Origin of the sequence: Citrobacter sp. Ct235, assembly GCF_030332305.1 — a bacterium.
GTDB lineage: Bacteria > Pseudomonadota > Gammaproteobacteria > Enterobacterales > Enterobacteriaceae > Citrobacter_A > Citrobacter_A telavivensis.
Genome location: NZ_JAOWIC010000002.1, coordinates 37,590 through 50,009, shown reverse-complemented (window position 1 = coordinate 50,009; position 12,420 = coordinate 37,590). Strand labels below are relative to the sequence as shown.

Here is a 12,420-nt window from a genome sequence, read left to right as displayed (position 1 = left end):
CATGAATACCGCATTATCCCCGCTTTCATCTCAGCCTGAACTCTATCCGCTGGCAGCTATGACCCAGCATGGTTGCCTGCTCCCAGCGACATCCGGATTGACACCTTATGCCCAACGAACCATCCGCCGGGCTATCAATCTGCTGGATAAATATCTGCGCCAGCCTGGGATAGCCTTTACCTCAACTACTGCTGCCCGTGACTGGCTTCGGTTACAGCTGGCCGGACAGGAGCGGGAAGTGTTTATGGTGCTCTATCTCGATAACCAGCACTGTTTACTGGAGAGCGAAACGCTATTTGCCGGTTCGATTAACCATGTCCAGGTCCATCCTCGAGAGGTTGTGAAGTCAGCGCTTCGCTTCAATGCTGCGGCCGTTGTGTTGGCGCATAATCATCCATCAGGTGACCCGGAGCCCAGCCAATGTGACCGCAACATTACGGGCAGGCTTAAAGAAGCGCTGGCACTGGTTGATGTGAACACTCTCGATCATCTGGTTATCGGATCAGATGGAATTGTGTCGTTTGCAGAGCGAGGCTGGATATGAGGGTACTTCAATGAAATCTACTGACTCAGAGAACGATTCATTTCTCCAGTGGGGGCTGAATCGTAATGTGACGCCTTGCTTTGGCGCTCGTCTGGTACAGGAGGGAAACCGGCTGCACTATCTGGTTGACCGGGCCAGCATTACCGGTGAATTCAGTAACGTAGAATCTTTGACGTTGGATGAAGTATTCCCACATTTTATCAGCCAGATGGAGTCGATGTTGACTACTGGTGAAATGAATTCTCGCCAGGCCCACTGTGTCACCCTGTTCCACAATGGTTTCACCTGCGAAGCCGATACCCTTGGCAGTTGCGGCTACGTATACATCGCCGTTTACTCCACCCATCGTTAACTACTTTCACAAGAGCAAATATGAAAACTCTACCTGCAACAACTCCGCAGGCGGCGAAGCTATGTCTGTCGCCCGTGTCTGTCTGGCAAATGCTGCTTGCACGCCTGCTGGAACAACATTATGGCCTGACACTCAACGACACCCCGTTCAGTGATGAAACGGTAATTCAGGAACATATCGATGCCGGTATATCTTTGGCCGATGCCGTTAATTTTCTGGTGGAAAGGTACGAACTGGTTCGTATTGATCGTAGGGGATTCAACTGGCAAGAACAGTCCCCATATCTGCGGGCAGTCGATATTCTGCGGGCGCGGCAGGCAACTGGTTTATTGAAAATAAATCGTATTAGCGCTGCACAGTGAACATTAGGAATAGCCTTCCTGATTCACACTGCAGCTTTCCTTACTTATTTACTCATTCCAAAAAGCACCTGCTGATGCTGGTTGGTGCTTTTACTTATATGGACGAAATATCATGCAAATAGAAGCTGTAATTTTAACTGGGCACATCACCACAAGTACAATCCGGGAATGCTGGGCCGTCGTTGTTGATGGTTTTGACGCATGCGGCGAACAAGCTTATGATCCAGCTTAATTTCTTTTCCTCATGAAGGGACGGCTATGGGCAACAGAATGTGGATGATCCGTGGTGACGGCGGCAAGCTCTATGACGATTTTCGCGATAAGCAAATTGTAGGCATCGGTTGGTCTCAGCTGGCTCCATTAGTCAAACCCGGCCTGTCCCGAGCTCAGTTACTCGCCTTATACCAGGAGGCAGATCCCTTAACAAAGCTGGGAACTGCGCGTTCTGGTGCATCGCAGGTCTGGCGTTTTGTGAACGAAATCCAAAAGGGTGATTGGGTTATTACCTATTCGCCAGCCAACCGTACTTATCTGCTAGGCAAAGTTACATCAGATTTCCAATATTATCCTGAATGGGTGGAAGAGGGGATGGGAATCGCTCGACAGGTTAAATGGAATACTCAAGAAATTGATCGCGATCGACTGTCTGTTGCTACCAAGAATACATTGAGTTCTACGCTGACGGTTTTCCAGCTTCCAGAATATGCGCTAGAAGAGCTTTTGCAGGATAAGAAACCCACTGTAGATGTGATTACACAGAATCCAATTGCGATGGATGAAGATGAGGTCGTTTCTGATCCGCTCCGCGATATGGAAATGCTCGCGTTTGAAGGTATCAAAGATCGCATCAACTCTCTTGACTGGGATGAGATGCAAAATCTGGTTGCCGGAGTTTTACGCAGTATGGGCTATAAAACGCAGGTGTCACCTGCGGGAGCCGATCGGGGTAAAGATATCATTGCTTCACCTGATGGATTCGGTTTTGAAAATCCACGTATTATCGTTGAGGTAAAACATCGCAGGGAGCAAATGGGAAGCCAACAGATCCGCAGCTTTATCGGCGGTCGCCATAAAGACGATCGCGGGCTTTATGTCAGTACCGGTGGTTTTACAAAAGATGCTCGATATGAAGCTGACCGCTCGACGATACCACTAACGCTCTGGACGCTTGATGATCTCGTCCGTGCGCTTATTGAGAACTATGAGCAAGTGGATATTGAGACCAAACTTTTGGTGCCTCTGAAGAAAACTTTCCTGCCTGCCTGAATCTTGCTTTGATAGCCATATCGGTGTTCTACTGGTATGGCTTTATACCCACTCGCAATGTCTATTTTTTGTACGGATTTTAACTTGCGGGTACAAGTGCGGGTATAACTATTTATTTCTGTCTATAAAATACATTGATATCAGTCTATTGGGTGTGAAATTCGAGTCCGGCCTTCGCACCAAAAACGAAAAATAAACGTCAACGGGCTTGCCGGAAACCGCGCCACACAAGATTTGCCATTTCAACAATAGATCGCCTCGCCCTGACTCCCGAACCTCAACTAATTCAACAAGGTTATTCCGAAAATCACGTCCACCCGACAGCCCCCCTCATCACCCCTTTGCTGAATGTATCGTCGTTAGCCAGCGGGTGGTGTTTTCAGCCAGAGCATCGTTCCTGAAGAGGGCGCTGCCGGATACCACGCGATCGACGCCGCTGGCAATGATCTCCGGGAGTTCTTCCAGGGTTAGCGAACCGTCAACGGCCAGCAGAATGGAATCTCGCTTGCCGGACGCATTGAGTAATGCGACAACCTGGGCGATGCGCCTCAGCAAGGCTGACCTGCTGAGCTTGCTACCGTAGCCAGGATTCACCGCCAGAATTTGCACGATCTCAACGTCTTCAATAACCGGCAGAATGTGTTCCAGTGGCGTTGCCGGGCACAGGCTAATCCCTCGCAATACCGGCATCGTACCACCGGAGACTTCCACAGTTTGCTCACCAAGCCAATGGAGCATATGGTGCAGATGCGGCGCGTTTTCCACCTGTAACGTAACGCAGTGCGCGCCCGCCTTTACGCTTGCCTGCACGACGGGCCAGGGATTATCCACCATCAGGTGAACATCCTTAATCATCTGCTGTGGCAGTTGCGCGATAGCCCAGGGACCAACGGTGAACTGAGGGCAAAAATGGCCGTCCATCAGATCCAGGTGAAGAACAGGTTGTTCAAGCGCGCGAAGATGTTGCTGGTACTCATTGAGTTTGAGCCACTGGCCGGCAAGAATACCGATGCTTAACGGGTAGCGCTTCATCAACGATACGCACTCTGCGCGATTCAAACCGGAAAAGGGACGGTTCATTTTTAAGATCCTTATGGCATCAGTCCATTGAAGACGCGTTTTTTTCGTGGGCAGCTCATCAGCGATTCCAGTTTTTCAACGCAGGCGAGGTAGTGAGGCGTTGTTTTATGGAACGCCACGGCGGCTTCATCCTTATAGGCTTCATAAATATAAAAGCGGCTCTTAACCTCCGGATCCTGCAACACATCAAAACGCAGATTCCCCTCTTCACGCACAGACCCCAGATGATTGAGGCGAAATACGTCGATAAATTCGTCAACCTTATCGTCGTGGACGTTAATTTCCACCAGAGTGACATGCATACTGTTCTCCTTGAAACGCATGGGCCCGCCAGGCAGGCCCATGACCTTTTAGTTTTTCTCGCTCAGATAGAGTTCATACGCGCGTTCAGCGGTTTCATTGCGATGTACCACCGCGTGGACGGCCTTCATCATGGCGACAGGGTGATCGGACTGGAAGATGTTACGTCCCATATCCACACCGGATGCCCCCTGGTCGATGGCCTGCCAGCACATCTCAAGCGCTTCACGTTCAGGTAATTTTTTACCGCCGGCGATAACAATCGGGACCGGGCAACCTGCGGCGATGCGCTCAAAACCTTTATCGACATAGTAGGTCTTGATGATCTGCGCCCCCATCTCTGCGGCGATACGGGTGGCGAGTGAGAAGTAGCGCTGATCGCGCACCATGTCTTTCCCCACGCCGGTTACCGCCATCGTCGGCATGCCGACTTTGATGCCGGCATCGATCAACTGAATGATATTTTTGATCGACTGGTGCTCGTACTCACTGCCGATATACACCTGTGCCGCCACGGCGCAACTGTTGAGACGAACGGCATCATCAATGGAAAGTGCGACCGCTTCATTGCTTAACTCGGTGAGAATAGAGTTAGCGCCTGAGGCGCGCAGTACCACTGGCTTGTTGGTGGCAGGCGGCACCACGCTGCGCAGAATACCGCGCGTACACATCAGCACATCGGCGAGTGGGAACAGGGGGGCGATATTAATATCGATACGCTCCAGTCCCGTTGTCGGCCCCTGAAAATAGCCATGGTCAAACGCGAGCATGACCGTTCTTCCCGTCTCAGGATTAAAAATGCGCGACAGTCGGGACTGCATCCCCCAGTCAAGCGCGCCGCATCCCTTAAGCGTGAACGGGGTGTTGCGCTGCGGCGTATCGATATGGAAATCCTTGCCATCTTTGATGTCATCTAAATCAGCCATTTTTTACTCCATGGTTAAGGAATGAAACTCAGAAATCGTATTTGTCGATGTTCTCTTTGGTGAACACCACGCGTTCAGGCAGAAGCACAATGCCGTTGCCTTTCGCTTCATAGCTGTAGCCCTGAACGCTGTTCGGCGAGACCTCGACCTGGCCCACGCCCGGAATGTCCAGCTTGTCGCCGGTATTCATGTCGCCTTTTTTCAGCAACGCGTCAGCCACGTATACGGAGATCTTGCCCTGCTGGACCACGTCCCAGAGGCCAAACTCTTTCACCGTGCCGCGTTCAACATAAGGACGCATCACGTTTGGCGTACTGAAACCGACAATCGCCACGCTGGTGTTTTTCAGGTTTTCAGCGGCCTGAGCGGCGGCGGGAAGGGCGTTGGCATCCGGTGCGATGATGGCGTCAAGATCGGCATACGCTTTAATGATGCCTTCTGCGGTTTGCAGCGATTTGGTGGCGTCGTTATAGCCAAACTGAGTGGTGACGACTTCCCAGCCCGGATGATCTTTGGCGATTTTGTCTTTTGCCTCTTTCACCCACTGGTTCTGATCGGTCACGGTCGGGCTGGAGTAGAAGAAGGCCACTTTGGCTTTCTCTTTTTTGACCTGGTTTGCGGCCATATCGACCAGCATGCCGCCTAACTGAGCAGGCGTGCCCTGGTTGATATAGTACGAACGGCATTCCGGCTTGGTGTCAGAATCCCAGGTCAGCACTTTCACGCCGCGCTGCATGGCGCGTTTTAACGCCGGGCATAAGCCATCCGGCGACACGGCGGAAACCACAATGGCGTTATACCCCTGGTTGACGAAGTTATTGATGAGCTGAACCTGACCGGACACGCTGGGCTCCGTCGGACCGTCATAGGTGACATCGACGCCCAGCGCTTTGCCCGCCTCCAGGGCACCGTTACCGCCACTGGTAAAGAATCCCACGCCAACCAGTTTGGGGATAAACGCGATTCGCTCTGCGGCATAAGCGTTGATGGTGAACGCCGCCAGGCTAAGGGTACTGATTACGGCAATTTTTTTAATGCTCTGAATAGTCATGTACTTTTCCTTTAGGGCAATGGGTTTCAGGCCTGCCGGATAGCGCGACGACGCGCCAGCCAGTCTTTAATTTGCTGACGATGCAGGCTGACGGAACGACCTACGACAACGACAATAAGTAATGCGCCGGAGAGGGCGCTGGATACCTGATTGGGCACGCCAGCCATCTGCAACCCCTGCTGCAGATAGCCCACTAACAGCGCGGCGATGGCGGTACCGAGAATGGACCCGGAGCCGCCGTAGATATTGGCGCCGCCCAGGACGACCGCCGTGATGGCCGGCATCAGGAAGGAGGCACCCAGATCGGAACGCGCAGAGCCAAAATAAGAGACCAGCAGCACCGCGGCGACCGCCGAGGCAAAACCGGTCATCGCGTACAGCGCGTACAGCGTCCGGTTCACCGGGATAGCGCTATACAGCGCCACGCGGGGACTCTGCCCAATCAGGAAGACATTGCGTCCGGCGTGGGTTCGGTGCGTCAGTAACCAGAAAAAGAGCACGCTGACGAGAAAGAAGATCAGCGGCACGGGCAGGCCCAACACATCGAGGTTGGCAAAATCGGTGAAGCCCTGTGGGAAGCCGCCGATACCTTCATAACCGGTCGCCCCTGCCATCCCCGAAAGCAGCAATGCGCTGCCGCCGAACAGGTATAACGTTCCCAGGGTGATGACCAGAGGGTTTACGCCCGTGTAGATAATCAGCCCGGCGTTAATCAGTCCGCACAGCGCGCCCAGCGCGAGCGTCAGGACAATGGCCAGCGGCAGCGGGATGCCGCCCTGGAACATTACGCCCAGCGCGATGGCGCACAGTCCCATTGTGGAGCCAAAAGAGATATCGATCCCGCCGCTGACGATCACCATGGTTAAAGGCAGGGCGACAATACCAATGCAGATAAAGTCGCTGGTGCTGAACAGCAGAACGTTCAGATCCAGCAGGCGTGGGTTCAGGGCGCCGAATCCCAGAATTTCAATCACCAGTAGCGCGGCGAGCGCCAGTTCCCAGCCGTAACGATGTAAACGAGTCATCAGGCAACCTCACGTTTTTTGGCGGTGCGCACGGTATCCGCTGCGCTTTTTGCCGACGGACGCGGCTGGGGCGGCGGAGTGAAGCGGGCATATTTTTGCCGGCGGATATTACGTTCCAGCGCGCAGCGCAGGCGGCCATCAAATACCAGCACTGCCAGCAGAACCAGACCGGCAATAAAGTCATTCCACCAGGCCGGAATGCGCAGCAGGACCAGTACGCTATCGATTTGCGTCAGGAAATAGGCACCGAGCACGGCACCCACGATCGTCCCGGAACCGCCCAGCAGGCTGATTCCCCCCAGCACACAGGCGGCAATGGCTTTCATTTCCAGCCCGGTTCCCGTCTGATTAGGGATAAAGCCAATCTGTGAGGCAAAGACGATCCCGGCCAGCGCCGCCATGCAGCCATTGAGCGAGAAGGCCAGAATACGGATGGCTTCGGTACGCACGCCCAGTTGCCGCGCGCCCTGCAAATTATCTCCGGTGGCATAAAAACAACGGCCAAAAGCGGTTTTTGCCAGCAGCCAGGCCATCAGCAGCATCAGCAGCAGGGTCAGCCAGCCGATGGCGGAGATCCCAAGGAAAACCGGAGCAGAGAGTTGCTTAAGCTGCGCCGGCAGTCCTTCAATCCATTTACCGCCCGTCCAGAGCAGCATGACGCCGCGATACAGACCCAGTGTGCCCAGCGTGGCGACAATCGCCGGGATTTTCAGCCAGGCGACCAGCACACCATTGATAAATCCTGTCAGCAGTCCCAGTAGCAGCGTCGCGACGCAGGCCACAGGCAAGGGATATCCCGCGTTTAACAACAGCCCCAACAGCACGGCGCACATCCCGGTTATCGATCCGACCGATACGTCGATATTGCGGGTCAGCATCACCAGCGTCGCCCCCATCGCCAGCAGCATGAGGATTTGGGCGCTGCTGAAGATCATCGTCAGCGTCTGAACGCTGAGGTACTGGCTGTCAAGCATCCCCGGTAGAACGAACAGCAGCAGCACAGCCAACAGTGCGGTTGCCTCGCGGTTATTCTGGATAAATTTCAGCATGGCGCTTCCCCGGAATGTGGTGTAGTCCCTGACGTGCGGTCGCCAAACGCTACGTGCATGATGGTGTCGACATTAATCTCGTCGCCTTGCAGGGCATCGTCGCCCGTTTCCCCCTGGTGCATGACGTAAACGCGATCGGCCATCTGTTCGATCTCTTCCAGGTCAGACGAGATGAACAGCACCGCAACATTCTGCGCCGCAATACTGCGGAGCAACTGATAGATGTCGTTACGGGCAGAGACGTCCACCCCGCGCGTCGGCTCATCGACAATCAGCACCTGCGGCGAGGCTTCGAGGCATTTGGCGATCAGAATTTTTTGCTGATTACCGCCGGAGAGCGTACGGGCAGGCTGTTCGGAATCGTTCAGCTTAATATTGAGCGCGCGACGATAGCGTTCGAGCGTGGCGCTGTCTTTTGCCGGATTTGCCCAGAAACCGCTGTGGTTGTGGGTTAACGCGCAAACATTCCACGCCAGCGAGGCGTCCAGATTCAGCCCTGACGATTGCCGATCCTCCGGCAGATACACCAGGCCGTGTTGCAGACGTTCGCGCGTGGAAAGCGCGGAGATATCTTTGCCGCCGAGCACCACGCTTCCGGCTCGCAGAGGCCGTAGCCCGTAAAGCGTTTCGGCAAGCTCGGTGCGCCCGGCGCCGACCAGACCGGCCAGACCTAAAATTTCCCCGGCGCGGACCTCGAAGCTGACGTTCATAAACCCTTCGCCGGTCAGATTCTCGAGGCTCAACACCGGCGTGCCCGCGTCGTGCTGCGGACGGTTGCCGGGCAGTTCCAGCCACAGTTTCTGTGTCGCACTTAGCGCGTTTGTGCGTGAGGCGGGCGTGATGGCCTGGATAATCTCGTCAGTGGTCAGTTCCGCCGTTTTCCCGGAAAGCGCAATGGTGCCGTCCCGCATCACGCTAATGTAATCCGCTATCTGGCGTATCTCTGGCAGCTTGTGGGAGATAAAGACGATCCCCACGCCGGTGCTCAACAATTCACGCAGGCGGCTGAATAAACGATCGGTTTCCGCAGGCGTCAGTGAGGCGGTGGGTTCATCGAGGATCAAAATTCGCGAATCGCGCATCAGCCCGCGCATGATTTCGACCATTTGTCGGTCGGCCACATCCAGTGAACCTGCCGGGCTGTTGATATCAAACTGGCAGCCCAGCGCGGTCAGCATCGCCGCCATTTTTTGCGCCGAGCTCTGGTGTTTGGGCAGACCAAAGAGAATGTTCTCTTTTACCGTCAGGCTGGGGAAGAGCAGCGGCTCCTGCGGCACAAGATAGATGCCTAACTGATGCGCCAGGATGGGCGTCAGTTTGGTACAGCGGGATCCCTCAATCTCAATGATCCCGCTATCCGCTGGAGTAATACCGGCGATGATCTTCATCAGCGTGGATTTCCCGGCGCCATTCCCCCCCAGGAGCGCATGGACTTCGCCTTTGCGCAAGACAAAGTCAATGCCTTTCAGTACTTTGACACCAGAGTACTGCTTACAGACAGACTGTGCGCTGAGCAGTGGTGCGATCTTTTCTTGACTCATTTGCATGCCACCTCCGTTCGGCCTGGGTAGAATCAGGTTGAACAAATGTATTGTGCGATTCGAATTGTTCATAACCTTATGACCTAACTGCTCATAAAACCGACGAATAGATCACGTTTTATGCTAAAATGATCATCAATATTAAATTTGTTCAAACGAAAGCCCCTGAAATGTGGGTTTAATCACAGTTATTAACGACCAATGAATGAACAATTGTGTTCAGAAATTCGATATGTTCAAAGTGAAGACAGAATGATGACTATTAATGACCCGATGATTTCCGAGCAAGGGATGTGTGAAGAAGAGCTGGTGGCGCGCATTGCGTGGTTCTATTACCACGACGGTATGACGCAGAGCGACATCAGCAACAGACTGGGGCTGACGCGGCTGAAGGTGTCGCGGCTGCTGGAGAAGGGGCATCAGTCCGGGATTATTCGCGTCCAGATTAATTCTCGCTTTGAAGGCTGTCTGGAATATGAAACCGAATTACGTCGTCGCTTTGACCTGAACAATGTGCGGGTCATCCCGGGACTTCCCGGCGCGGATGCCTGCGTTCGCCTGGGGATCGGCGCGGCGCATATGCTGATGGAGTCACTCCAGCCGCAGCAGATTCTGGCGGCGGGCTTCGGTGAGGCGACCATGAATACCTTAAAGCGGCTGAGCGGATTTATCTCTGCTCAGCAAATTCGCCTGGTGACGCTGTCGGGTGGCGTGGGGCCATACATGACCGGGATTGGACAGCTCAACGCGGCCTGTCCGGTCAGTATTATTCCGGCGCCGCTTCGCGCCTCCTCAGCGGAGATTGCCCAGACGTTAAAAAATGAAAACAGCGTCCAGGATGTCCTGCTGGCCGCCCAGGCTGCCGATGCGGCGATTGTCGGCATCGGCGCAATCAACCAGAAAGATGAGGCCACCATTATTCGCTCAGGCTATATCACTAAGGGTGAACAACTGATGATTGGCCGCAAAGGGGCCGTGGGCGACATTCTGGGTTACTTCTTCGATGGCGAAGGGCAGGTGATTTCGGAGATGAAGATCCACGATGAACTGATCGGGTTAACCCTCAATACCCTGAAGACGATCCCGACCGTGATCGGCGTCGCCGGGGGCGTGAATAAAGCGGAAGCGATCGCTGCGGCGATGAAAGGGGGTTATATCAACGCATTGGTCACCGACCAGGAAACTGCCGCCGCCATTGTCAGCGGGCAGTAATGCGTATCTGCCGTGCAGGCGCCCGGCAGGGGAGTAACAGAATTTCCGTTTGTACCGTGGAGAAAGCATTGACGACCTGACAGATATAATAAGCCGAGGACAAAAACGATGGCCCGACCCTGTACCCTCTCTGAATCAGCACATTACCTGATGGCACTGGACGCCGGAACCGGAAGCGTCCGTGCCGTGATTTTCGACCTTGAAGGCAAACAAATCGCGGTGGGACAAGCGGAATGGCGGCACCTTGCCGTACCGGATGTTCCCGGCTCAATGGAGTTTGATCTGGGGAAAAACTGGCAACTGGCCTGTGAATGCATCCGTCAGGCATTACATCACGCCGGGATTGCGCCGGAAGCGATTGCTGCTGTCTCCGCCTGTTCGATGCGCGAAGGCATTGTGGTTTATGACGCAGAGGGAACGCCCGTCTGGGCCTGTGCAAACGTGGATGCCAGAGCGGCACGGGAAGTCAGCGAACTGAAGGAGATCCACGACTACACCTTCGAAAGCGAGGTTTATCGCAGCACCGGTCAGACGCTGGCGTTGAGCGCCATCCCGCGTCTGCTCTGGCTGGCGCACCATCGTTCGGATATCTATCGTCGCGCTTCGACGGTGACGATGATCAGCGACTGGATGGCCTACATGCTCAGCGGCGAGCTGGCGGTGGATCCTTCCAATGCCGGAACCACAGGCCTGTTGGACCTCAAAACGCGTGACTGGAAGCCGTCATTGCTACAGATGGCCGGACTGCGCTCGGATATTCTCTCACCGGTAAAAGAGACCGGGACGCTGCTGGGAAAAGTGACGGCCCAGGCCGCCGCACAGTGCGGGTTGAAAGCAGGCACGCCGGTGGTTGTCGGAGGCGGAGATGTTCAGTTGGGCTGCCTCGGCCTTGGGGTCGTACGTCCGGCGCAAACCGCCGTATTGGGCGGAACATTCTGGCAGCAGGTAGTGAATTTACCCGCGCCGATTGTTGATCCTGAGATGAACGTGCGCATTAATCCACACGTCATTCCGGGGATGGTACAAACCGAATCCATCAGCTTTTTTACCGGTCTGACGATGCGCTGGTTCCGCGACGCTTTCTGCGCCGAAGAAAAGCTGATTGCCGAGCGTCTGGGCGTCGACACCTACACGCTCCTGGAAGAGATGGCCTCCAGGGTACCGGCAGGCGCATGGGGAGTGATGCCGATTTTCTCCGACCGGATGCGTTTCAAAAGCTGGTATCACGCCGCCCCTTCATTTATCAACCTGTCCATCGATCCGGAAAAATGCAATAAGGCCACGCTGTTCCGCGCGCTGGAAGAGAATGCGGCCATTGTGTCGACCTGCAATTTGCAGCAAATCGCTGATTTTACGGGGATCCATCCCACGTCGCTGGTGTTTGCGGGAGGAGGCTCGAAGGGCAAGCTCTGGAGCCAGATTCTGGCGGACGTTTCAGGGCTGACGGTCAATGTTCCGGTGGTCAAAGAGGCAACGGCGCTGGGCTGCGCCATTGCCGCCGGCGTCGGGGCAGGGATCTGGTCATCCATGGCTGAGACCGGTGAACGACTGGTGCGCTGGGAGCGGGAGCATGTGCCAGACAAAGAGAAACATGAGCTTTATCGGGAATCACGAGAAAAATGGCAGGCGGTATATCAGGAACAGTTAGGTCTGGTCGATCACGGGTTGACCACCTCGCTGTGGAAAGCGCCGGGTTTATAACAGGAGATCGT

Annotated in this window: 13 protein-coding genes; 6 read left to right on the top strand and 7 right to left on the bottom strand. The window is 54.7% G+C overall.

All coding sequences use genetic code 11. The features are described from left to right. The first annotated feature begins 1 nt into the window (after position 1). The 4 genes from radC to OGY35_RS00195 all read left to right on the top strand — a co-directional run bounded on the left by radC (position 2) and on the right by OGY35_RS00195 (position 2,524). Positions 2 to 544, top strand: a complete 543-nt coding sequence (gene radC / locus OGY35_RS00210) for a RadC family protein (RefSeq protein ID WP_286631121.1) — start codon at positions 2 to 4, stop codon at positions 542 to 544. A gap of 10 nt (positions 545 to 554) precedes the next feature. Then, the gene (locus OGY35_RS00205) at positions 555 to 896 is read left to right on the top strand and encodes a type IV toxin-antitoxin system YeeU family antitoxin (protein ID WP_286631120.1); all 342 of its coding nucleotides are present in this window, start codon (positions 555 to 557) and stop codon (positions 894 to 896) included. 20 nt (positions 897 to 916) lie between these two features. Further along, a complete protein-coding gene (locus OGY35_RS00200; protein WP_286631119.1) occupies positions 917 to 1,258 on the top strand; it encodes a TA system toxin CbtA family protein in 342 nt (113 codons plus the stop codon). 276 nt (positions 1,259 to 1,534) lie between these two features. Further along, positions 1,535 to 2,524 (top strand): restriction endonuclease, encoded by a 990-nt coding sequence (locus tag OGY35_RS00195; RefSeq protein WP_502872687.1) that lies wholly within the window; start codon positions 1,535 to 1,537, stop codon positions 2,522 to 2,524. Positions 2,525 to 2,857: 333 nt separating this feature from the next. On the opposite strand, the gene OGY35_RS00190 is transcribed toward OGY35_RS00195, so the two are convergent. Genes OGY35_RS00190 through lsrA form a run of 7 tightly spaced genes read right to left on the bottom strand, consistent with a single transcriptional unit; the run spans position 2,858 to position 9,502 of the window. After that, positions 2,858 to 3,604, bottom strand: coding sequence for a beta/alpha barrel domain-containing protein (locus tag OGY35_RS00190; protein ID WP_286631117.1), 747 nt, complete (start codon positions 3,602 to 3,604; stop codon positions 2,858 to 2,860). 11 nt (positions 3,605 to 3,615) lie between these two features. Continuing rightward, the gene (lsrG, locus tag OGY35_RS00185; protein WP_044264508.1) at positions 3,616 to 3,906 is read right to left on the bottom strand and encodes a (4S)-4-hydroxy-5-phosphonooxypentane-2,3-dione isomerase; all 291 of its coding nucleotides are present in this window, start codon (positions 3,904 to 3,906) and stop codon (positions 3,616 to 3,618) included. Between the two features lie 48 nt (positions 3,907 to 3,954). Beyond that, on the bottom strand, positions 3,955 to 4,830 hold the full coding sequence (gene lsrF, locus OGY35_RS00180; RefSeq protein WP_195296467.1) for a 3-hydroxy-5-phosphonooxypentane-2,4-dione thiolase: 876 nt from the start codon (positions 4,828 to 4,830) through the stop codon (positions 3,955 to 3,957). Positions 4,831 to 4,858: 28 nt separating this feature from the next. Continuing rightward, on the bottom strand, positions 4,859 to 5,881 hold the full coding sequence (gene lsrB / locus OGY35_RS00175; RefSeq protein ID WP_286631116.1) for an autoinducer 2 ABC transporter substrate-binding protein LsrB: 1,023 nt from the start codon (positions 5,879 to 5,881) through the stop codon (positions 4,859 to 4,861). Between the two features lie 26 nt (positions 5,882 to 5,907). Next, complete coding sequence (gene lsrD, locus OGY35_RS00170) at positions 5,908 to 6,906, bottom strand: autoinducer 2 ABC transporter permease LsrD (protein ID WP_286631115.1); 999 nt, start codon at positions 6,904 to 6,906, stop codon at positions 5,908 to 5,910. Further along, positions 6,906 to 7,955, bottom strand: a complete 1,050-nt coding sequence (lsrC, locus tag OGY35_RS00165; protein ID WP_286631114.1) for an autoinducer 2 ABC transporter permease LsrC — start codon at positions 7,953 to 7,955, stop codon at positions 6,906 to 6,908. The genes lsrD and lsrC overlap by 1 nt, the downstream gene beginning before the upstream one ends. Beyond that, positions 7,949 to 9,502 carry an autoinducer 2 ABC transporter ATP-binding protein LsrA gene (gene lsrA, locus OGY35_RS00160; RefSeq protein WP_178827556.1) on the bottom strand — a complete coding sequence of 518 codons (1,554 nt, stop codon included), beginning with the start codon at positions 9,500 to 9,502 and terminating at the stop codon, positions 7,949 to 7,951. The genes lsrC and lsrA overlap by 7 nt, the downstream gene beginning before the upstream one ends. Before the next feature lie 249 nt (positions 9,503 to 9,751). Between lsrA and lsrR the strand changes: the two genes are divergently transcribed. After that, the gene (gene lsrR / locus OGY35_RS00155; RefSeq protein ID WP_152406252.1) at positions 9,752 to 10,708 is read left to right on the top strand and encodes a transcriptional regulator LsrR; all 957 of its coding nucleotides are present in this window, start codon (positions 9,752 to 9,754) and stop codon (positions 10,706 to 10,708) included. Positions 10,709 to 10,816: 108 nt separating this feature from the next. Continuing rightward, positions 10,817 to 12,409: an autoinducer-2 kinase gene (lsrK, locus tag OGY35_RS00150; RefSeq protein WP_286631113.1), complete on the top strand. Its 1,593-nt coding sequence runs from the start codon at positions 10,817 to 10,819 to the stop codon at positions 12,407 to 12,409. The last annotated feature ends 11 nt before the right edge of the window (positions 12,410 to 12,420 follow it).